Annotated in this window: 16 protein-coding genes and 1 pseudogene; 10 read left to right on the top strand and 7 right to left on the bottom strand. The window is 66.4% G+C overall.

Annotated elements, in window-relative coordinates:
- Positions 1–13: 13 nt before the first annotated feature.
- Positions 14–3254: pseudogene (locus tag G6N68_RS30175) on the bottom strand (LuxR C-terminal-related transcriptional regulator).
- Between the two features lie 118 nt (positions 3255–3372).
- Here G6N68_RS30175 and G6N68_RS16345 point away from each other — a divergent pair.
- Positions 3373–4884, top strand: a complete 1512-nt coding sequence (locus G6N68_RS16345) for a GMC family oxidoreductase (RefSeq protein WP_163714246.1) — start codon at positions 3373–3375, stop codon at positions 4882–4884.
- A 100-nt stretch (positions 4885–4984) separates the two neighbouring features.
- Positions 4985–6109 (top strand): epoxide hydrolase family protein, encoded by a 1125-nt coding sequence (locus G6N68_RS16340; RefSeq protein WP_163714243.1) that lies wholly within the window; start codon positions 4985–4987, stop codon positions 6107–6109.
- 4 nt (positions 6110–6113) lie between these two features.
- Here the strand turns inward: G6N68_RS16340 and G6N68_RS16335 are convergent, their stop codons facing one another.
- Positions 6114–6509 (bottom strand): VOC family protein, encoded by a 396-nt coding sequence (locus G6N68_RS16335; protein WP_163714240.1) that lies wholly within the window; start codon positions 6507–6509, stop codon positions 6114–6116.
- 80 nt (positions 6510–6589) lie between these two features.
- Here G6N68_RS16335 and G6N68_RS16330 point away from each other — a divergent pair, with 80 nt between their 5' ends.
- On the top strand, positions 6590–7519 hold the full coding sequence (locus G6N68_RS16330; protein ID WP_163714236.1) for a cation diffusion facilitator family transporter: 930 nt from the start codon (positions 6590–6592) through the stop codon (positions 7517–7519).
- Positions 7520–7728: 209 nt separating this feature from the next.
- On the opposite strand, the gene G6N68_RS16325 is transcribed toward G6N68_RS16330, so the two are convergent.
- A complete protein-coding gene (locus tag G6N68_RS16325; RefSeq protein WP_163714233.1) occupies positions 7729–8544 on the bottom strand; it encodes an oxygenase MpaB family protein in 816 nt (271 codons plus the stop codon).
- Between the two features lie 109 nt (positions 8545–8653).
- On the opposite strand from G6N68_RS16325, the gene G6N68_RS16320 reads away from it, so the two are divergent.
- Together G6N68_RS16320 and G6N68_RS16315 are read left to right on the top strand one after the other, a co-directional pair.
- Positions 8654–8809: a hypothetical protein gene (locus tag G6N68_RS16320; RefSeq protein ID WP_163714230.1), complete on the top strand. Its 156-nt coding sequence runs from the start codon at positions 8654–8656 to the stop codon at positions 8807–8809.
- 34 nt (positions 8810–8843) lie between these two features.
- On the top strand, positions 8844–9779 hold the full coding sequence (locus G6N68_RS16315; RefSeq protein ID WP_163714227.1) for a cobalamin biosynthesis protein: 936 nt from the start codon (positions 8844–8846) through the stop codon (positions 9777–9779).
- Here G6N68_RS16315 and G6N68_RS16310 read toward each other — a convergent pair.
- The 3 genes from G6N68_RS16310 to G6N68_RS16300 are packed head-to-tail and all read right to left on the bottom strand — an operon-like array spanning position 9761 to position 11743.
- Entirely contained in the window at positions 9761–10594 is an 834-nt protein-coding gene (locus G6N68_RS16310; protein ID WP_163714225.1) for an SURF1 family cytochrome oxidase biogenesis protein, read from the bottom strand. The genes G6N68_RS16315 and G6N68_RS16310 overlap by 19 nt on opposite strands.
- Before the next feature lie 11 nt (positions 10595–10605).
- Positions 10606–11103 (bottom strand): low molecular weight protein-tyrosine-phosphatase, encoded by a 498-nt coding sequence (locus G6N68_RS16305; RefSeq protein ID WP_163714221.1) that lies wholly within the window; start codon positions 11101–11103, stop codon positions 10606–10608.
- The gene (locus G6N68_RS16300) at positions 11096–11743 is read right to left on the bottom strand and encodes an HAD-IA family hydrolase (protein ID WP_163718698.1); all 648 of its coding nucleotides are present in this window, start codon (positions 11741–11743) and stop codon (positions 11096–11098) included. The genes G6N68_RS16305 and G6N68_RS16300 overlap by 8 nt, the downstream gene beginning before the upstream one ends.
- A 200-nt stretch (positions 11744–11943) precedes the next feature.
- Here G6N68_RS16300 and cobC point away from each other — a divergent pair, with 200 nt between their 5' ends.
- The 5 genes from cobC to G6N68_RS16275 all read left to right on the top strand — a co-directional run bounded on the left by cobC (position 11944) and on the right by G6N68_RS16275 (position 19401).
- Positions 11944–12975, top strand: a complete 1032-nt coding sequence (cobC, locus tag G6N68_RS16295) for an Rv2231c family histidinol phosphate aminotransferase CobC (RefSeq protein WP_163714218.1) — start codon at positions 11944–11946, stop codon at positions 12973–12975.
- Positions 12972–14123, top strand: a complete 1152-nt coding sequence (locus G6N68_RS16290) for a Nif3-like dinuclear metal center hexameric protein (protein WP_163714217.1) — start codon at positions 12972–12974, stop codon at positions 14121–14123. Before cobC ends, G6N68_RS16290 begins: the two co-directional genes overlap by 4 nt.
- Positions 14120–14857: a zinc ribbon domain-containing protein gene (locus G6N68_RS16285; protein WP_163714214.1), complete on the top strand. Its 738-nt coding sequence runs from the start codon at positions 14120–14122 to the stop codon at positions 14855–14857. The genes G6N68_RS16290 and G6N68_RS16285 overlap by 4 nt, the downstream gene beginning before the upstream one ends.
- Positions 14854–16068, top strand: a complete 1215-nt coding sequence (locus G6N68_RS16280) for a bifunctional RNase H/acid phosphatase (protein ID WP_163714212.1) — start codon at positions 14854–14856, stop codon at positions 16066–16068. Before G6N68_RS16285 ends, G6N68_RS16280 begins: the two co-directional genes overlap by 4 nt.
- 138 nt (positions 16069–16206) lie before the next feature.
- Positions 16207–19401, top strand: coding sequence for an adenylate/guanylate cyclase domain-containing protein (locus G6N68_RS16275; protein ID WP_240355502.1), 3195 nt, complete (start codon positions 16207–16209; stop codon positions 19399–19401).
- A gap of 29 nt (positions 19402–19430) precedes the next feature.
- Here G6N68_RS16275 and G6N68_RS16270 read toward each other — a convergent pair whose 3' ends face one another.
- Positions 19431–21053, bottom strand: coding sequence for an LCP family protein (locus G6N68_RS16270; RefSeq protein WP_163714209.1), 1623 nt, complete (start codon positions 21051–21053; stop codon positions 19431–19433).
- Between the last annotated feature and the right edge of the window lie 224 nt (positions 21054–21277).

The following is a 21277-nucleotide window of genomic DNA, read 5'->3' as shown; positions in this document are numbered from 1 at the left end:
CTCCGGCGCAGTCCTAACAAGCCTCATGGCGCGACGCTTCCTGCGCGAGCTGCACCCGCGAGGTCAGCCCGAGTTTGGTGTAGATGTGCGTGAGATGGGCCTGGACGGTGCGGGGCGAGACGAACAGGCGCGCGGCAATGTCCTTGTTCGCCAGACCCTCGCTGATCAGCCGGACCACGTCCAAGCTCGGCGCGGGTGAGCGATGCCCAACCGCTGCTGGCCCGGGCGCGTTCGCCGCGGCCGCGCTGCGCGTAAGCGATTGCCTCCTCGATCGACAGCGCCGCGCCCTCGGCCCACGCCGTGTCGAAGTCGTTGTCGCCCAAGGTGTCACGCAATGCGGTCACCCGGGCTTCATCGTCGGCATCGAGTACCTTGAAGCGCACCACGCCCATCTGGCGGCGCGCCGCGTCTGCCGCACCGAAAAGCCGCGCAGCCAACTGATCGTTGCCATATTCGGCCGCGACGGTGGCGAGACAGTCGAGGGCAAGGGGAACGAGTAGGTAGCCCTTGAGGCGAGCCGTCAAGTCCAGCGCTTCGTGGGCGTCGCGTTCGGCGGCGCCAATCTCGCCCTGAGCGAGCTCTACGCGCGACCGGGTCGTCAAGGACGCGGCCAGGCTCCAACCCTTGGTCACCGATACCACTTCATCGGCCCAACAACGCGCCGCGGTGAGATTACCGCCAGCCAATGGAGCCAATGCCGCAAAGGTGTACATGGGCGCAAGTTGCGGATCCAACCCAGTGAGCTTGCGCGCCGTTTCATGGGCCTCCCACGCGGCCGCTCCGTCACCTGCGGCCAGATGCACGTAAGCCGAACCCGCGTAGACGATCCCGGTGAAAGTGTCGAAAAGATCCGTGACGCGCTGGAAAGCTGTGGCGGAGGCGGCTTGAGCGGCGTCGATGTTGCCCTGGTAGGCGAGCGCGATCGCCTGAATAGCCATGGCCTGCATCGAGAAAAAGGCATCGCGCGTCGCTATACATTCCTCCTCGACCTCACGAAGCACGGTGAGCGCAGTTGTTATCTCGCCGCGCAAGATCTTGGCCCAGCCCAAGATGTAACGGCACTGGCGGGACACGAACTTGTCGCCAACCTCGTCAGCGAGTCGAAGAACCTCCTCGGCGGCAGCCTGGCCCGCGACGGGTTCGCCGAACAGCAGGGCAAATATCGCCTCCAAAGCAAGTGTCTGTCCCAGCCACCATGAGTCGTCGATGTTCCGCGCAGTGTCTGCCGCCTCGGTGAAGTACGCGACGGACAAATCCCGGTCGTCGGCGGCGCGACACGCACACGCGGTAAGGGCCCGCGCCACAAGCGCGGGATCTCCGAGTTCACGCGCGGCCGCCAGGATCTGCGCGGAGTTGTCGAGATCGACGGTCACACCCCGGAAAGACTCCAACACGACTTTGTGCACCGAGGCCCGCACCCGCGCCGCCGACGGCACGTCATCCACGTCGGCGAGCGCGGCGTTGAGCCAATTAAGCCCTTCCTGCATCAGGCCACGCGAAAGCCAAAGCGGGAGCAATGACGACGCCAATCCCAGCGCTAGTTCGTTATCCGAGTTTTCCCGGCTCCACGCGAAAGCCGCTCGCAGATTGTCGATTTCGATTCCCGCTCGTTCGATACGACGTTGATGTTCTGTGTCCGCCGGTGTGTCGAGCAGAGCGGCCATCGCGGTGTAGTGGTCGCGATGGCGATTGCGGACGTCGTTGCCTTCGCGGGACTCGTGCAACTTCTCTTGTGCGTATTGACGGACCGTTTCCAACAACCGGTAACGCGTTCCGTGCGCAGTGTCTTCGGCAACCACTAGCGACTTGTCGACCAGCAGCATGAGCTGATCGAGCGCTTGGTACCGCTCTACCCCCTCGCCCGCGACGGCCTGGGCGGCGTCCAGGTCGAAGCCCCCGTAGAAGACCGCGAGGCGGCGGAACAGCAACTGTTCGGGCTCGCTCAACAGTTCGTGTGACCAGTCCACCGAAGCGCGCAGCGTCTGTTGCCGGCGCACGGCCGTACGCGCTCCGCCGGTCAGTAGGCGGAAGGTGTCGTGCAGGCTGCGCAGAATCTCGGCTGGGGACAGGGCGCGAACGCGCGCGGCGGCGAGTTCGATGGCCAGCGGCAGGCCGTCGAGTCGGCGGCAGATTTCGGTCACGGTGTCGGCGTTTTCGGCGGTGATGCGGAATCCGGGCTTGGTGCGACGAGCGCGGTCCGCGAAGAGTTCGATCGCCTCGTCGGCCAGCGACAATGACGGCACCCGCCAACTCAATTCGCCGGCTATCCCGATCGGCTCACGGCTTGTGGTCAGCAGAGTCAAACGCGGGCAGGCGCGCAGCAACTCGGTGATCACCTCGGCACTGGCGTCGAGTAGGTGCTCGCAGTTGTCGAACACCACCAGCGCATCGCGATCGCGAAGAAAGCGCACCAGCACGTCTGTCGTGGGTGGGCCAGCTTGGTCGGGTAACCCCAAAGCGCGCGCCGCCGTGAGCGGTACAACGCCGGGGTCGGTAATCGGTGCCAGGTCGACGTACCAGACACCGTCGACGAATTCCGTGGCCACCTGGGCGGCGACCTGCACGGCCAGTCGCGTCTTGCCCGCACCCCCGGCCCCGGTCAGGGTGACGAGCCGGTTGTCGGCCAGCGCGTCGCGGATGCCTTTCATCTCCGTCTGGCGCCCGATGAAGCTGGTCAACTGCATCGGAACTCGTTCGGCCGCAACGATATTAGCGGTGCGCAGCGGGGGAAAGTCGTTGTGCAAATCCGGATGGCACAGCTGAGTCACCCGTTCGGGCCGGGGCAGATCGCGCAGCGGCTGCACGCCCAGGTCCAGCAGGGTTGCACCGGCCGGAAGTTGTTCGACGACAAGGGGTTCGGTGGCTCCGGAGAGCACCGTCTGGCCGCCGTGCGCCAGATCGCGCAGGCGCGCCGCGCGGTTGATCGTCGGACCGATGTAGTTGCCTTCATCGCGGAGCTGAATGTCGCCGGTGTGCAGACCGATTCGCAACTTGATCGGCGCCAGGGCGGCGAGCTGCAAGTCGAGCGCGCAGGCCACCGCGTCGGCGGCGCGCGTGAAAGCGACGACGAAGCTGTCGCCCTCGCCCTGTTCCACCGGACGGACACCGTGGTGGGCGGCGACGGCGTCGGACAACACGGCATCTAGCCGCGCGACAGCGGCTTTCATGGCTTCGGGCTGGGTCGACCACAACCGCGTCGAGCCCTCGACGTCGGCCAGCAGCAACGTGACGGTTCCGGTCGGAAGCTCGCTCATGGTTACGTCGCTCCAGCTCGTTTTGCTCATGCTAGCCAGCATGCGGCGCTTTGCCGATGCCAAGCATCAGCGAAAATGCCAATAGTTGCCGCTGGGGATGCGTAGAGATCGGGGCTTGATGACTTCGTACGACTTCGTGGTGGTCGGTGCCGGCTCTGCCGGGTGTGCGGTCGCAGGACGCCTGGCCAGCGAGTCCTCGGCCCGCGTGGCGCTGATCGAAGCCGGTGGTTCGGATCGGCGGCTGACGGTGCGCGCGCCGCTGGCGTTCCCGCGCCAGCTCGGGACCTCGCTGGACTGGGCCTACCAAACCGAGGCCGAACCGGGCTGCGACCACCGTCAGATCCCGCAGCCGCGCGGGCGCGTACTGGGCGGGACCAGCGCGATGAACGCGATGGTATGGGTGCGGGGGAGCGCCCTCGACTACGACGGCTGGCAGTTGCCGGGCTGGGCATGGGACGACGTGGCGCCGGTCTTCAAGCGAATCGAGCAGGGGCCCATGCGCATCACCCGCGTGACCGAACCCGACGAGGTGTCCCGGCGCTTCGTCGCCGCGGCACGTGCGGCCGGGGTCGCCGCGACCGACGACGTCAGCGGCCCCGATCTGGACGGCGCGGCCATCAGCCCCGTCACCATCCACAACGGTCAGCGCTGGACAACCGCGCGTGGCTACCTGCGGAACCAGAAGAATCTGACCGTCGTCACCAAAGCCATGGTCAACCGGATCATCGTTCGCAACGGTCGCGCCGTCGGCGTCGAATACCGTCGCGGGGGTCGTCTGCAACAGGCTCTTGCCGACCGGGAAGTCGTCGTGAGCGCCGGCGCGTTCGGCACGCCGCAACTTCTCCAGCTGTCCGGCATCGGCCCGGCGGATCATCTTCGTGGACTGGGGATCACCCCGATTGTCGACAGTCCCAACGTGGGCCAGGGGTTGGCCGACCATCCCAATGCGTTCGGCATCTGGCGGCTGGCGCCCGGCTTCGTCGGACTCGCGGACGCCGCCAACCCAAAGTGGCTGCTGCAGTGGCTGTTACAGCGCCGCGGCAAGCTCACCAGTAACGGCATCGAAGCTGTAGCCCATGTCCGGTCGGCGCCCGACCTACCGGCCTGCGACTTCCAACTGGCCTTCTCTCCCGGCGACGCCCTTGCCGAGTCCCAATCGGGAAAGTTTGAGCCCGCGTTGACCGTCATCCACTCGTACTGGACACCGAAGAGCCGCGGCAGCGTCCTGATCCGTTCGTCGGATCCCGCGGTCCCGCCGGCGATCCGGCTGAACATGTTCTCCGAACGTCAGGACATCGACGCGATGATCCGGGCTGTGCAACGGTCGCGGGAGATCATCGGCACCGAACCGCTCGCGTCCGCCGTCGATCGTGAGGTACTGCCTGGGCCCGGAGCCGACGTCGAGGCGTCCATCAGAAGCACCGCGATCACGACCGCCCACCCGGCGTGCAGCGTCGCGATGGGCAGCCAACCCGACAGTCCGCTCGATGAGCAACTGCGGGTGCGCGGCGTGGAGAACTTGCGCGTCGCGGATACGTCGGCGCTGCCACAGATTCCCCGTGCCAACACCAATGCCCCCGCGATCATGATCGGCGAACGTTGCGCCGATTTCCTGCTGGTGCGGCCGTAGGCGCCGGGCCGGAATCGCCCATTCGTGGACGGGTTTTAGGTGGTTATGGCAAGGTCGTGGGCGTGCTGATTCGCGAATCGACGCAGAAGTAGGCCCGCGGGTGGAACCGTTTCGCATCGACGTACCCGACGACGTTCTCGATGACCTGAAAGCTCGGCTTGGGCGCACCCGCTGGCCGGAAGCCGAATGTGTGGACGACTGGAGCCAGGGCATCCCGCTCGCGTACACCCGTGATCTGGCCGCGTATTGGGCCGGCGACTACGACTGGCGGTCGCGCGAGGCCGCGCTGAACCGCTTCGACCAGTTCGTCACCGAGATCGACGGGTTGGACATCCACCTGATCCATCAGCGCTCTCCGCACGAGGATGCCTTCCCGCTGGTGATCACGCATGGCTGGCCCGGTTCGATCGTGGAGTTCCACAAGGTGATCGAGCCGCTCACCAACCCCACCGCTTACGGCGGTCGCGCCGAAGACGCCTTCCATGTCGTCTGCCCGTCGCTGCCCGGCTACGGATTCTCCGGCAAGCCCACCCGGACGGGCTGGGGCATCGAGAAGATCGCGGAGGCCTGGGAGACGCTGATGCTGCGGCTAGGCTACGACCGCTACGGCGCCCAGGGCGGCGACTGGGGAGCCGCGGTGACGACCCAGCTCGGCCGTAACGAGGGGCACTGCGCGGCAATCCATTTGAACATGCCGATGGGCCGGCCGACGGCCGAGACGTTCAAGAACCCGACCGAGGAAGAAAAGGCGGCGTTGGCGGCGCTGGACCACCACCGCAAGTGGGGCACCGGTTATTCCAAGCAACAGTCGACCCGACCACAGACGGTCGGTTATGGGCTGACGGATTCGCCTGTGGGGCAACTGGCGTGGATCGTCGAGAAGTTCTGGGCCTGGACCGACTGCGACGGGCATCCCGAGAACGCGGTCAGCCGTGACGAACTGCTCGACAACGTGATGCTGTACTGGGTCACCGCCACCGCGGCCTCCTCGGCACGACTCTACTGGGAGAGCTTCCGCGTCTGGGGGGAGTCGTTCCGCGTCGAATTGCCCACGGGCGTAGCGGCTTTCCCGAAGGAGCTGCTGCGCGCCCCGCGATCGTGGTGTGAGCCCGTCTACAACATCACCCACTGGACGACCATGCCGCGCGGTGGGCACTTCGCCGCGCTCGAACAGCCGGAACTGTTCGTCGAGGACGTCCGCGCGTTCTTCGCCACCGTGCGCTGAGCTTTCAGCCCGGCAGGGCGAAGAACTCCAACGCGATGCCGTCGGGGTCGCGGAAGCTCAACCCCGAGCCATAGGGCGCGTCCACGATCCCGCCATGCTCGATGCCCAGGTCATCGAGCCGGGCCTCCCACTGCTCCAGTTCGGCGCGGTTGGCGCAGCCGAAGCCGACGTGATCCAGGCCAACCCGGAACTCGCTGAATTTCTCGTCCGGCGCCTGGCGGTCATGTTGGTGGATGCCGAAGACGGTTCGGCTACCCAGTAGCCACACGAGATGCCGGAAGCCGGCGGCGGTGCGTTCGTCGACTACTGGGTCGGCACCGAGAAGCTCGCGGTACCAGGGACCACTGATCTCAAGGTCACGCACCGTGACCGCCACATGGTTGAGAGCGGGAAAGGTCATGAGTACAGCAACCGCGTTCGGCGACACTCAATTCCGCGAGGCATCGCGACAGCTGGGCCCCGCCGTGCCACGCTTACGGCATGCACATCAAGAGCGGTGTACGCGATCCGGCGATTAGCTTCCCGCTGCCGAATGCGATCGATGATCGCGACGAGCGACGACGGGCCAACCGCGCGGTGGTCATTGGCGCGCTCGGGTTGGCACTGACGGGCGTGCTCGAGCTCGCGGTCGCCCTGGTCTCGGGTTCCGCGGCGCTGCTCGGCGACGCGCTGCACAACCTGGCCGACGTCACCACCAGCGTCGTCGTGTTCGTCGGCTTTTGGGGATCGCGCGGTTTGGCGAGTCCGCGCTACCCGTACGGCCGGGAACGCACCGAAGACCTCGCCGGAATCGGTGTGGCGCTGGTGATCTGGGTTAGTGCCGTGTTCGCGGGCTGGGAGAGCGTGGAGAAGTTGGTGCGCCACAGCCCCACTGACCACGTGGGTTGGGGTATCGCGGCGGCGGCCCTGGGCATCGTCGGCAACCAACTGGTCGCGCGCTACAAGCTGGTGGTCGGACGCCGCATCCAGTCATCCACGCTGATTGCCGACGCCAAGCACTCTTGGCTCGATGCCCTCTCGTCGGCCGGTGCCTTGGTCGGACTGTGTGCGGTGGCCGCCGGTTGGGAGTGGGCCGACGGCGTGGCCGGCATCGTGGTGACGGGATTCATCTGCCACGTCGGGTGGGAGGTGACCTCTGACATCGGACATCGGTTGCTGGACGGGGTTGATCCCGAGGTTGTTGAGACCGCGGAAGCGGTGGCCGCCGAGACGGAGGGTGTCGTGCACGCACATGCGCGGGCCCGGTGGACCGGGCGCACACTCCGAGTAGAGGTGGAGGGTTGGGTCGCTTCCGACACCACGGTCGCTGACGCCGAACGGATTGGCCGGCTGGTTGCCGACCAGCTGTGCGAGCGGCTGCCCGAAATGCGGAGTTTCACCTGGGCGGCGCGTGCCGTGCCGCCCGCTTGAGTGTGGACGCCGACGTCGAGTGTGTGGCGTATTTGCCCGGCGGTGCCTTGTTGGGGCCACCGGCGACACGCTCGGCGGTGGGGTTGTGAGTTGTGAAGGTCGGAGACGTCGCCGAGCGTGGGGCTAAAGCACCGGCGGTGCCATTTTCGGGGCCACAGGCCATACAGTCGCCGGCCAGGCGACTCGGCGGCCAGGCGAAAAGGCGCGGGCTAGACGATCCTGCGCCCCCGCTTGGCGCGGAACCGCATGTCCCACAGGTAAAGCTGGTAGCCGAAGACCCAAACTTGGTTGGGCAGTAACCGGTCGGCCACCCGCAACGCGGACAGCAGCCATTCGAACCGGCGTTGCTGGGCCTCGGTCCAGTCCAGCTTCATCAGCGCTCGGAACTCGGGCGCCAAAAATCCCGTCGTCGCAAACAAATTGAAGCGGCCCGCCAGGACGCGCAGTGGTAGCGGCAGGAACGCCACCGAGGCCACGCCGTACAGGTGCTCGCGCACCGGCGGATCGATGTGCAATTCGTCCAGCGTGCGCTTCCAGTACTCGTCGAATGCGACCCGGTCCGGCGGCCACAGCCGCTCGGGCACCTGCAGCGTGGTCCCCAACCGCTTGGCGTCGCGGTAGACGGCATCCGCGGTGGCGTCGTCGAGCGGTCCGTGCAGGAACTCGTGTTGGTCGATGTAGTAGCGGTACAGGCACGCGGCTACCCAGAGCTGCAGCTTGGGGTCGAACGCGTTATAGGAAACCGGGCTCTTCGTCGTCGACCGGACCTGCCGGTGTGCCACATCGACGGCGGCACGCATGAGCTTGCGGTCGGCCTCGGTCCCGATGGTCGCCACCGCCAGGTAGGTACCGGTCGTACGAGCCCGTTTGAACGGGTGTTTGTAGACATTGCCGCTGTCCACCGGGCTTTCCAGGACGCCGTAGCCGACGCCCGGTAGCGACAACTGCATGATGACGTTCGCGGCCGGTAACAACGCCGCCGCCGGGTTCAAAAGGTCGGCAACCCTGGTCGCGGGTCGCTTCATTGCGGATCCTGCTCCATGGGGTCGAGTACATCACGTAAACGGGACCGCTGCGAAGAGATCACACCGGTCCGAGTGATTAGAACGGCTAGAAACCGGTTACCTTCGATGCATGCTTATTGATTCGTCGCCTGGCGACGCTCGTCCGCTGGTGGACGACCTCCCATCGGAGGCGCTGTCGTTCGACCGCGCCCAGATCGGGTGGTGGTGCCTCGTGACGGCTCAGGCGATCGTAGTCATCGTGCTCTTCATTCTGTTCGTCACCTGATCTGACCGATCCGCGGATGTGAGACGCTGCCCGAGTGTTGGCGTCGCAAGCCCGGTTCGTCGGCGTTCTGGCCGGTTATCTGGCCGATTTGGCGCTCGGTGATCCGAAACGAGGTCATCCGGTCGCGTTGTTCGGCCAGGCGGCCGCAAGATTCGAACAAATCAGCTATCGCGACAGTCGCGTCGCCGGCGCTCTGTATGTCGGTTTGCTGGTCGGCGCGGTCACCGGGCTGGGGGCGGCCGCGCAACTAGGCGCGGGCTCGCGCTGGTCGGTGCCGGTCACGGGTGCGGCGACCTGGGTGTGCCTGGGTGGGACCACACTGGCGCGCACCGGCCTGCAGATGTCTGACCTGCTGGAGCGCGGGGATCTCGAGGCCGCCCGGCGGCTGCTGCCGTCACTGTGCGGTCGGAATCCGGAAACGCTGGACGCGGCGGGCCTGACCCGTGCGGCACTGGAATCGATAGCGGAAAACACTTCCGACGCACAGGTTGCTCCGCTGCTGTGGGCGGCCGTCGGCGGCGTTCCGACCGTGCTGGGTTACCGCGCCGTCAACACGCTGGACGCGATGATCGGCCATCGTTCCCCCCGCTATCTGCGCTTCGGATGGGCCGCGGCGCGCTTGGATGACCTGGCCAACTACGTCGGCGCGCGGGCTACGGCGGCGTTGGTGGTGCTGTGCGCGCCCGTCGTCGGTGGATCGCCGTCGGGTGCGGTGCGGGCCTGGGCACGGGATGCCTCGCGGCATCCCAGCCCCAACGCGGGTGTGGTCGAGGCGGCGTTCGCCGGTGCGCTCGGTGTGCGACTTGGCGGCCCCACCCAATACCGCCATGAACTGCAGATTCGCCCTACCCTGGGCGATGGCCGCCCACCGGCGGTGGCCGACCTGCGTCGCGCCGTGCGGTTGTCGCGGGTGGTACAGGCCGCGGCCGCTCTGCTGGTGGGGCTGTCGGGCTATCGCCGTCGGCCGTAACGATCGGCGAGTTTGTCCTCAACCGTCACCGGCGCTGTCGGCTCTGCTGAATCTTCCCTTGCCGCCGCTTGCTGCTTTTCGCGTCGTCGCGCACGAATCTCGGCGTAGGTGAAATACGCCAGACCGATCGGCGCCAAGATGCCGAACGAGATCCACTGGATGCCGTAGGACAAGAACGGTCCGGGATCCAGGTGCGGTAGGCCGATCACGCCCAGTCCACCCGGCTGGTCTTCGACCAGTTGCAAGTAGGACCCGGCAAGGGGCACTCCCGTCAGCTTCGACACTTGCTCGGTGCTGATCGAATACACCTGCTGGAAACCGTCCCTGGTGAACGGCTCCCTGTCCGGCAGCGTCGGCTCGGAGTCGCGCAGGCGCGCGGTGATGGTGACGGTCTGCTCTGGCGGCCGGGGGAACTGCGGCACGTGCGAGCCCGCCTCCGGCCGCACGTAGCCACGGTTGACCAGGACGGTCGGCCCGCCGTCCACAACGAACGGTGCCAGCACTTCGAACGCCTGCTCACCCTCCACGACACGCAGTCGGGCGAGCACCTGGACGTCGGCCAGGTAGTGTCCGGTCGCCGTCACCCGCCGCCACTGCGCGTCGGGCGAGGACGAATCCTGCTGCGGCAGCAGCTCTTTCAACGGCACAGGTGGAGTGGAAATGGATTGCTGAATCTGGCTGTTTGCCCGAGATGTCTTGGTGTTCTTCCCCAGCTGCCACGGCGCGAGCACCATGAAACACAGGTAGGTGAACGCGACGATCACCAGGATCAGCGCCAGCCACCCGGGTCGGAGCAAGAAAGACAAGCGTCGCAAGAAGCGAAGCATTAGGTGTAGCCGTTCCGCGCCAGTTGCTCGTCGACCCAGTCGTGCAGGCCGGGCAAGGCGGCTTCGATGACCTCAAAGACCGCCTCGAAGTCCTCCGGGGCGCCGTAGTACGGGTCATCGACGTCGAGCGCGTGCGCCCCGGACCGCGGATCGAACGACCGCAGCATCCGAACCCGGTCGTCGTCCACGCCGAGCTGTCGCAGCATCCGCAGGTGGTTTCGCCCTAAAGCGATCACCAAGTCGGCCGCCAGGTGGTCGTCGTTGACCTGCGCCGCGCAATGCTCGGTGGGGTAGCCGTGCGCGCGCAAGACGCGGTTCGCCCGTTCGTCCGCGCAACTGCCGACGTGCCAATTGCCGGTGCCTGCGCTGGTCACCCGCACCTTGTCCGCCAGGCCGCGCTGTTTCAGCTGGTGGGCGAACATCTTCTCGGCCATCGGCGAACGGCAGATGTTCCCGGTGCAGACGAACGTGACATGCAACTCGGCCCGCTCAGACACCTAGCGCCCTCCGCAGTTCTTGGATCGTCGCTGCATGCGTCACGCCGACGGCAGGTGCGGCATCGCCCGTGTCAGGGTCGGCGAAGTCAGCCCGCCCGTAGCCCCAACCGACCACCACGGTGTCGATGCCGTGTGCGGCCGCCCCATGGACGTCGTGGCTCCGGTCGCCGACCATCAGCACCCGCTCGGGAATGGGTTGTAGCTGCTCGAGGGCGTGCGCCAGCACCTCGGTCTTGCTGCGGCGCGTGCCGTCCGGGCAGGCGCCGGCGATGACCTCGAAATGGTGGTCCAGGCCGAAGTGGGCGAGGATGCGCCGGGCGGTCGGCTCCAACTTGGACGTGGCGACCGCCAAGCGGACACCGGCGTCCCGCAGATCGGCCAGCAGCGGCTCGATCCCGTCGAACAGGCTGTTCATGGCCCAACCGCGGCTGCCGTACTCGGCGCGGAAGGCTGCGAACGCCTCGTCGGCGCGGCCGTCGAGGTCCAGCGATCGGAATGTCTCGTCCATGGGCGGGCCGACGATCTGGGCCACCAGATCGCCGTCGGGTACGTCGGCGCCCACGTGGTCGAGGGCATGCAAGAAGCTGGCGACGATCCCCTCGGCGGAATCGGTGAGAGTGCCGTCGAGGTCGAAGATCACCAGCTGTGGTTTGCCTGCGTCGCCCGGGATGGTCTCGGCGGCGGCTTCGGCCGGGATAGAGCCTGTCACGCTTCCATTGTCGGTGATGACGGAGCCCGACAAACCGGCAGGCACTGGCGCTGCGCGTACCGAGGCGGACGGCACGGGTTGGCGGCGCTCCGAATACCCGTCGCATCCGGCGGCGCGATAGTGTTCGACGGATGGCGAGTCTCGACTTGAGCCCGCTTTCGGCGGCCCGCTATCACGGCGACCAGGCCGTCGCCCCTGGCATGCTCGATTTCGCTGTCAATGTGCGTCATCGGCAGCCGCCGTCATGGCTCGTAGCGCGGCTCGCCGAGCGTCTGCACGACCTGGCCAGCTACCCGAGCCTTGCGGACGTTCAGCTCGCGCAGGACGTGGTCGCCGCCCGTCATCAACGATCGCGCGACGAAGTGTTGCCGCTGGCGGGTGCCGCGGAGGGTTTCGCGCTGTTGAGCAATTTGCGGCCGGTGCGGGCCGCCGTCATCGCGCCCTCGTTCACCGAGCCGGCCGTGGCTTTGGCAGCTGCGGGAATTCCGGTGCACCACGTCGTCTTGGCGCCGCCGTTCCGGCTGGAGTCCGCGCAGGTGCCCGACGACGCGGACCTCGTCGTCGTCGGCAATCCGACCAACCCGACCTCGGTGCTGCACACGCGCGCCGAGGTGCTGGCGTTGCGCCGGCCCGGCCGCATTCTGGTGGTCGACGAGGCGTTTGCCGACTCGATACCTGGCGAACCCGAGTCCCTCGCCGACGGATCGCTGCCCGACGTGCTGGTGCTGCGCAGTCTGACCAAGACGTGGGCGCTGGCCGGGTTGCGGGTGGGCTACGCCTTGGGTGCCCCCGACATACTCGCCCAGTTGACTGCGCAGCGCGCGCACTGGCCGGTGGGCACGCTGCAGCTGACCGCCATCGCGGCGTGTTGCGCACCGCAGGCCGTTGCCGAGGCGACAACCGATGCCGCGCGGTTGACGGCGCTGCGCGCGGAGATGGTGGCGGGCCTGGAATCGGTGGGCGCCACGGTGGTCGACGGTCGGGCGCCATTCGTCCTGTTCCGCGTGCGGGATGCCGATTTGATTCGAAAACGGCTACAGTACAAGGACATTGCGGTACGACGCTGCGACACGTTCATCGGTCTGGGCGAAGGGTATCTGCGCGCGGCGGTGCGCGAGGAGTGGCCGCTGCTGACGGAGACGATCGCGGAGGTGTTGTCGTGACCGTGCGGTTGCGCGACGTCATCGACGTACTGGACGAGGCCTACCCGCCGCGGCTGGCCGAATCGTGGGATTCGGTGGGTCTGGTCTGCGGTGATCCAGACGATGTTCTGTCTTCGGTGACGATCGCGGTGGACGCGACGGCCGAGGTCGTCGACGAAGTACCCGATGGCGGCCTGTTGCTGGCCCATCATCCCTTGCTGCTGCGCGGCGTCGATACGGTCGCGGCCAGTACGCCAAAGGGTGCGCTGGTGCACCGCCTGATCCGGAGCGGGCGTTCGCTCTTCACCGCGCACACCAATGCAGACTCGGCATCGCCCGGGGTGTCTGACGCCCTGGCGAACGCGTTGGGTTTGACCGTTGAGGCGGTGCTCGAGCCGGCGCCGCCGGCGGCCAACGTGGACAAGTGGGTCATCTACGTGCCGACAGAGAATGCAGAAGCGGTGCGGGAGGCGGTCTTCGAGGCCGGTGCCGGACATATTGGCGACTACTCGCACTGCAGCTGGAGCGTCTCGGGCACCGGGCAGTTCCTGCCGCATGAGGGGGCGTCGCCGGCCATCGGCAGCGTTGGCGCCGTCGAGCACGTCCCCGAGGACCGGGTCGAGGTGGTTGCACCCGCACGCGCGCGTGGTGCGGTGTTGGCGGCGATGCGTGCCGCTCACCCGTATGAAGAGCCGGCCTTCGACATTTTCGCGCTGGTCGCGCCGCCGAGCGACGCCGGGTTGGGCCGCATCGCGACACTGCCACAGCCGGAGCCGCTACACGCCTTCGTCTCTCGTGTCGAAGCCGCACTGCCGCAGACCTCCTGGGGGGTGCGCGCGGCCGGGGATCCGGACCTGCCGGTCTCTCGGGTAGCGGTGTGCGGGGGAGCGGGGGATTCCCTGCTGCGCACTGTGGCCGCGGCGGACGTGCAGGCCTACGTCACGGCGGACCTGCGGCATCATCCTGCCGACGAGCATCGGCGGGCATCGCAAGTAGCGTTGATCGACGTCGCGCATTGGGCGAGCGAATTTCCGTGGTGTGAGCAGGCGGCAGGCGTGCTTGCGGCCCGGTTCGGCTCGGCGCTGACGGTGCGGGTGTCGACCATCCGCACCGACCCATGGAACGTGAGGACCGGACTGGAAAAGATGGCGGGGAGCGATCAGTTATGAAAGCCGAAGTGGCACAGCAGCGTTCGCTACTGGAGTTGGCGAAGTTGGATGCTGAGCTGTCCCGGATCGCCCATCGCACAAAGCATTTGCCGCAGCGCGAGGCCTGCGACAAGGTGCAGGCCGAGCACGCCGCGGCCAGCGACCGACTAGCTGCGGTGCGCATCGCGGTGGAGGATCTGGACGCCGAGGTGCGACGTTTCGAGTCGGAGATCGACGCCGTGCGCCAGCGCGAAGACCGCGATCGGGCGCTGCTCGCGTCCGGAGCCACGGATGCCAAGCAGCAGGGCGATCTGCAGCACGAATTGGAGACGCTGCAGCGGCGCCAGGCCAGCCTGGAAGATTCGCTGCTGGAGGTGATGGAACGCCGCGAGGAACTACAGGCGCAGGAGAGTGTCGAGGCGAGGGCGATCGAGGCTTTGCAGGGCGACCTGGCCGATGCGCAACAGGCGCTCGACGCCGCACTGCTCGAGATCGAGCAGGCCCGAAGTGAGTTTTCCGCGCGACGTGATGCGCTGGCCGCGTCATTGAATCCCGAACTGGCCGCCGCGTATGAACGTCAGCGTGCCCGGGGCGGGCCCGGCGCCGGCCAGCTGCTTGGGCATCGATGCGGGGCGTGCCGCATCGAGATCGGTAAAGGTGAGTTGGCCCGCATCTCGGCGGCCGCCGAGGACGAGGTGGTGCGCTGCCCCGAATGCAGCGCGATCTTGTTGCGGGTCAAGGGCTTCGACCAATGAAGGTAGTCATCGAAGCCGACGGCGGCTCGAGGGGCAACCCCGGGCCGGCGGGCTACGGGGCGGTGGTCTTGACTGCGGACAGGTCGACCGTCCTGGCGGAGAGCAAGGGCGCCATCGGCCGGGCGACCAACAACGTCGCCGAATACCGGGGGCTGATAGCCGGTTTGGACGACGCGGTGAAAATGGGCGCCACCGAAGCCACGGTTTTGATGGACTCCAAGCTGGTGGTGGAGCAGATGTCGGGGCGCTGGAAGGTCAAGCACCCCGACCTGGTGGAACTGCACGCCCAGGCGCAAGCGCTGGCATCCCAGTTCCGCCGTATCACCTACTCGTGGGTGCCGCGGGAACGCAATGCCCATGCCGATCGGCTGGCGAATGAGGCGATGGACGCCGCGGACCGTGCCAACCGCAGGGGCGACAACAGCGCCTCATCGGTGGTGCCGGTGGGGCCGATCGGGTCCGCCGGCGCGTCCGATCCGGTCGGCTCGATCGGAACAACCGGAACGGTCGGGACGGCTGGTTCGGTCGGTTCGGTCGGCGAATCGGTCAAGGCGCCGCCGTCGGAAGGTACGTCGAGCCCCGGCTGGACCGGCGCGCGCGGCACGCCCACTCGGCTGCTGTTGTTACGCCACGGGCAGACGGAGTTGTCGGCGCAGCGTCGTTATTCCGGGCGTGGCGACCCGGCATTGAACGAAGTCGGTTGGCGCCAAGCGGGTTTGGCGGCCAGATATCTGGCGCAGCGCGGGGGCATAGCGACGGTCATCTCGTCACCGCTGCAGCGCGCCTGCGACACCGCGACGACGGCGGCTAGAGCGCTGGGCGTGGACTTGACCGTTGACGAGGATTTCATCGAAACGGATTTCGGTGCTTGGGAAGGTCTGACGTTCGCCGAGGCGGCCGCGCGCGATCCCGAACTGCATCGGCGATGGCTGCAAGACACCAGCGCGACGCCGCCGGGCGGCGAAAGTTTCGACTCGGTACACCAGCGCGTGCGCCGAGCGCGCGATCGGGTTATCACGAGGTACCCGGGCGAGACGGTGCTGGTGGTTTCCCACGTCACGCCGATCAAGATGCTGCTGCGCATGGCCTTGGACGCCGGCCCGGGCATCCTGTACCGGCTGCACCTTGACCTGGCGTCGTTGAGCATCGCCGAGTTCTACCCCGATGGCGCGTCGTCGGTGCGGCTGGTGAACCAGACGGGATACCTGTAGCGGGCATCTGTCGGGCTTCTGCCGGACCACCAAAGGGCCGCGAGCGCGCCCAAAATGCCGCTCTGCACGGCGTGTCTGCGTACAAACACGGGCGCTCGTCGTGGCGCTACCGATGGTCGGACGTGACACCATACTGGTGTGGACGACGACGGCGACGGTCGCGGTGGACCGACCGCGGCGGTGCTGTCCTGTGGCTCGTGCGGCCACCAATTGGGCGTGACAGCCAAATTCTGCAGTGAGTGCGGCACACCGGCCGCAGCCGCGGCTCGCTCCGCCGAGTACAAGCAGGTAACGGTGTTGTTCGCCGACGTTGTCCATTCGATGGAGATTGCCGCGGCGCTGGGCGCCGAGCGGCTGCGAGAAATCATGGCCGACCTGATCGACCGCGCGGTGACGGTCGTGCAACGCTACGGCGGCACGGTGGACAAGTTCACCGGGGACGGCATCATGGCGGTATTCGGTGCGCCAATAGCGTTAGAAGACCATGCGATTCGTGCCTGTCTGGCGTCATTGGACCTGCAGGAAGCAACGCAGCGTCTGGCCGTCGATGTCCGAGCGCTTGACGGCGTGGACCTGAGATTGAGGATCGGACTCAATTCGGGACAGGTCATCACCGGCGAGATCGGTTCAGCGGCGTTGGGCTACACCGCCATCGGTGAACAAGTCGGCATGGCCCAGCGGATGGAATCCGTGGCACCACCCAATGGGGTCATGCTGAGCGATTCGACAGCCAACTTGGTGGGTGACGCCGTCGTGCTGAGCGAGCCGGAACTGGTTCAGGTCAAAGGCGGGAGCAAGCTGATCGCCAGGCGTCTGTTGGCCGTCGCTGTGCACCAGCCGCATCGCCGCAGCGAATCGAAACTAGTCGGCCGCACCTGGGAGCTGACGACCCTGGGCGGGATCCTTGACGAGGCGATCGCCGGGTCGGGCTGCATTGTCAACATCGTGGGCCCCCCGGGCATCGGCAAGAGCCGATTGGTCGGTGAGACCGCCACGCTGGCGAGCGGTCGCGGTGTGCCGGTGTTCGCCACCTACTGTGAGTCGCACGCCAGCGACATCCCGTTCCACGCGGTGGCCCGGATGCTGCGCGCGGCAATGGGAATCGACGGACTAAGTGCCGACATCGCGCGGACCCGTATCCGCGACCGGTTTCCCGGGGCCGACCCGGAGGACCTGCTGCTGCTCGACGACCTGATGGGAATTCGTGACGCAGCGAGTCCGCTGCCCGACATCGCCGCCGACGCACGGCGCCGGCGTTTGACCGCCCTGGTCAATGCCGGAGCACTGGACCGCAGTGAGGCGGCGGTGTACGTGATCGAGGATGCGCACTGGATCGATGAAATCAGCGAGTCGATGTTGTCCGATTTCCTGGCTGTCGTGCCGCAGATCCCGTCGTTGGTCCTGATCACTTACCGTCCGGAATACCAAGGCGCGTTTAACCGAATCCCCGGTACCCAGACAATTGCGCTGCGGCCGTTGAGCGATGCCCACACCCTGGCACTGACGGGTGAGCTCCTCGGTGCTGATTCGGTGAGCGGTGAACTGCCTGCTCAAATCGCCGCTCGCGCTGCCGGAAACCCGTTCTTCGTCGAGGAGATCGTGCGCGATCTAGCCGAACGCGGTGTGCTGCAAGGCGAGCCGGGTTCCTACCAACGATCTGGTGACATCGCGGACGTCGACGTGCCGGCAACCCTGCAAGCCACCATTGGCGCACGCATCGACCGTCTTGGGGGGAGGGCCAAACGAACGCTGAATGCTGCGGCAGTCATCGGGGGCCGATTCGATGCCGATCTGCTGGCCGCGCTGATCCCGGATGTCGACGTGGCGCCCCTGATCGAGGCGGAACTCGTCGCTCAGATCAGGTTCGCTTCGAACGCCGAGTATGCCTTCCGTCACCCGCTTATCCGCACGGTTGCCTACGAGTCACAGCTCAAATCCGTTCGTGCGCAATTGCATCAACGGGTCGCAGCAGCGATCGAAGCGGGCGGGTCTGCTGACGAGAACGCGGCCCTGATCGCAGAACACGTCGAGGCGGCGGGTGATTTGCAGGCCGCCTTCGACTGGCACATGCGCGCTGGAACCTGGTTCACCTTCCGCGACGTGCGTGCCGCGCAGACGAGTTGGCGACGGGCCCGTCAGGTCGCTGATCGGCTGTCCGACGACGACGGTGATCGTTCGACCATGCGAATCGCTCCTCGAACACTTCTGTGTGCCACAGCATTTCGGGCGGGCGGCAGCGGCGCCGACACCGGCTTTGAGGAGCTGCGTGAGTTGTGTGCCGCAGTGGCCGATCGGCGATCGCTTGCGATCGGGATGGTCGGATTGGTGACATGGCAGACGATGAAGGCCCATCGCCGGGAGGCATCGAAGCTCGCTGATGAACTCATCGAACTGCTGGAGGCAATCGGCGATCCAACATTGACTGTCGGACTGGCCTTCGCGGCAATGGTCGCCAAGCACGAGACCGGCGAAATGGCCGACGTGCTTCGATACGCCCAGCGCTTGATCGACCTGGCAGAGGGAGATTTCGCCAAAGGGGCGTTGATCTTCGAGTCGCCGTTAACCTCCGCGATCGCCATGCGTGGTTTCGCCCGATGGAGTCTGGGCATTGCGGGCTGGAGAGAGGACTTCGACCGGGCGATTGCGACGGGCCGGCGGCTTAGGGCCGACCCGGGGACAATCTGCGGCATCCTGTGGTTCACGTACGTCCCGGCGATCCCGTACGGGGTTTTGCTGCCGGATGCGACGGTCCTGCGCGAGACATCCGAAATACTGTCCTTCGCAGAGCAGTCGGGCGACGACCTTGCTCTTGACCTGGCCTGCGGAATTCATGGACTCGTTTTGGCGTACCAAGATGGCCCGGCACGCGAACAGGGCTTCGAGCTACTCGCCAAGATGCGAGACCGGGCCGCCAGCGACAGGTTCGCGAAGAACAACGTGCCGCTGGTGGACATACACAGAGCACGGGAAAAGGCGCGGTCGGGCGACATCGCGGACGCGGTCGAATTGGCCCGCGCGGTCTTCGACGACATAGTCAACTGCGGCGGATGCATCTGGACCGCGCTCGCCACCAGCGTCCTGGTGGAGACACTGCTGCAACGCGCTGGTGACGGCGACCTCGGCGAGGCCGAGCATGCGATGGCTCGGTTGGCCGCAGTGCCAACAGATCCTGGGTTCGTCGTGCACGAGATCTCGCTGCTGCGCCTTCGCGCGCTGCTGGCTCGTGCCCGGGGAGACGGGGCCGCCTACCGTGACTGGCGGGACCGCTATCGCGCGATGGCGACCTCACTGGGGTTCGAGGGACATATGAAATGGGCCGCCGCGATGCCTTGACTGTGCACGCCGTCGGCAACGCGCCTTTGTCATTTCACACAGGGAATCGCATCGCCAGTCATCTGGGTAAGGTCCTCCGGCGTCGGTTCCTTTGTGCCGGTACCGGCCGCCGGCACGGTGGAGACGGGCGTCGTCGCGGTTGTAGTCGTCGGTTCCGATGTGCGAATGAGGTTGTAAAACTTGTAATAATCGGCTCCGACGGTCAACTGCACGGTGTCGGGTGCGATGCTGTCGGATTCGGTGGCACTGAGGCCGAGGTCGTCGGCCAAGTCCTCAGCGGCGGCTTTCGCTCCGCGTCCGTAAACGATTGTGCTTGTCTGACTGAGGGAATCGGCTGTGCTGGTCGTCCCAGCAGTGAGACGCCCTGTCGCCAAGGATTTTTGGAGACTCGCCGCCATTCCTTCCTGGCCCGAGGCGTTGACGACGTCGAGCGCGAAGGTGCTCGCTACCAGCGGCGTACCGTATGTTGGTTGCGTTGCCGCGCCCGTAGTGATGCTCGGGGATGGCGTGGGCGAATCGGTGCCTACTAGGCCTTGGACGATGGAACGGATGGTCGGGACGTCGACGTAATTGACGTAGGCACCATTGGAGAGTTCACCAAATCCGGTGACCGGCAACGTATATAACCTGATCGGTCGATTGAGCATGGTAGGTGCATTACGCACGAAGTCCTCGAAATCAAACCCGGCGTCAACCGCGACGTTTTGCTTGGCGACGTTCAGCAGCTCCCGCAACCGCGTCGGAGTCGAGAAGGCGTCACCATGGCGCAGCGCATTCACCAGCGAGACGATGAAGGCCTGCTGACGTCGTGTTCGATCGAGGTCTGTGAACACCGTGTCGTTGCCGTCGCGGCGCTGGCGCACGAACGACACCGCCTGCGCGGCGCTGATCTGCTGGATGCCTTTGTTGAACTGGGCCCCCGAGTAGTAGCGATCGGAGGTGTCCTCGTTCAGGCACACCGTGATGGGTTCGACTACCCGAGCGATCTGGAAGAACCCGGCCAAGGTGACCTCAATGAAGTGGTCAATGGGAATTTGCAGCAGCCGCCGGACCGTGCTGATCTGGGCTTTGCGGCCTGCCTCCCGCGCCCGCTGTTCCTTCGCTGCGGAGTCTTCGTTCTCGGGCGCGGCTGAGTCATAGCCGTTGAGCACACGCTGGTAGGCGAGGCTGTAGGCCTCTTTCACCTTGCCTTTGCACACCGAGTCGGGGCACCCCGCGAGGTCGACGTAGTCGTCGCGGGGGATGGAGATCGCCGTGGCCGGCCCCGTCCCGGCGGGCAGGTGCAACACGATGAGGGCGTCGGCGGCGCCTTCGCCGGCATCCTCTTCGCCGGCATGCAGTGCTTGGTAGAGGTCTTTCGGCAGGGGGCGGCCCTGCTGGTCGCGACGGCTGTCGAGGCCGATGATCAGGATGTTTTGCTCGCTGCCGGTCGATGGCGGTTCATCGGCCAACGCCTCGGACCGGGTGATGCCCGTTGATGCGCTGCGATACGTGGTCCACGCAATGCCGGCCGCGACAACCACCGCGGTCGATATCAGCGCGCCGAGAACCTTGAATCCAGCCTTGATCACATTGCGGAGCCGCCGAGGCTTGCGCTCGGTTGTCGGTGAGTGCGCGTCGTCATCACCGGAGGGGTCCGCATCGGCTGCCATGATCGTCTGAGAATAGCCAGGTCACAGTGCTTCAAACCAGCGTTCGTCGAGGTAGAGGGGCGGGCTGGGGCAGCGAGGGCGGCCAGATAATCGCGCGCCGGCTGCATTCTCCGTCGGTACTGCTGCTGTTGCGAATAGCGGTTTCGCACAGCAGTTTCGCCACAATCGAGCACCACAAGTGTGCATTGTGCACATCGTCAGATCGGCTGTCTCGCACTACATTC

Source organism: Mycobacterium bourgelatii (genome assembly GCF_010723575.1).
In the GTDB taxonomy this organism is placed as follows: domain Bacteria; phylum Actinomycetota; class Actinomycetes; order Mycobacteriales; family Mycobacteriaceae; genus Mycobacterium; species Mycobacterium bourgelatii.
This window is presented reverse-complemented; position numbering and strand designations above follow the sequence as displayed.

Excerpts from the sequence above, each read along its gene's own strand:
- G6N68_RS16345 (WP_163714246.1), top strand. The coding sequence starts at position 3,373 with ATGACTTCGTACGACTTCGTGGTGGTCGGTGCCGGCTCTGCCGGGTGT.
- G6N68_RS16335 (WP_163714240.1), bottom strand. The coding sequence starts at position 6,509 with ATGACCTTTCCCGCTCTCAACCATGTGGCGGTCACGGTGCGTGACCTT.
- G6N68_RS16330 (WP_163714236.1), top strand. The coding sequence starts at position 6,590 with ATGCACATCAAGAGCGGTGTACGCGATCCGGCGATTAGCTTCCCGCTG.
- G6N68_RS16325 (WP_163714233.1), bottom strand. The coding sequence starts at position 8,544 with ATGAAGCGACCCGCGACCAGGGTTGCCGACCTTTTGAACCCGGCGGCG.
- G6N68_RS16320 (WP_163714230.1), top strand. The coding sequence starts at position 8,654 with ATGCTTATTGATTCGTCGCCTGGCGACGCTCGTCCGCTGGTGGACGAC.
- cobC (WP_163714218.1), top strand. The coding sequence starts at position 11,944 with ATGGCGAGTCTCGACTTGAGCCCGCTTTCGGCGGCCCGCTATCACGGC.
- G6N68_RS16285 (WP_163714214.1), top strand. The coding sequence starts at position 14,120 with ATGAAAGCCGAAGTGGCACAGCAGCGTTCGCTACTGGAGTTGGCGAAG.
- G6N68_RS16280 (WP_163714212.1), top strand. The coding sequence starts at position 14,854 with ATGAAGGTAGTCATCGAAGCCGACGGCGGCTCGAGGGGCAACCCCGGG.
- G6N68_RS16270 (WP_163714209.1), bottom strand. The coding sequence starts at position 21,053 with ATGGCAGCCGATGCGGACCCCTCCGGTGATGACGACGCGCACTCACCG.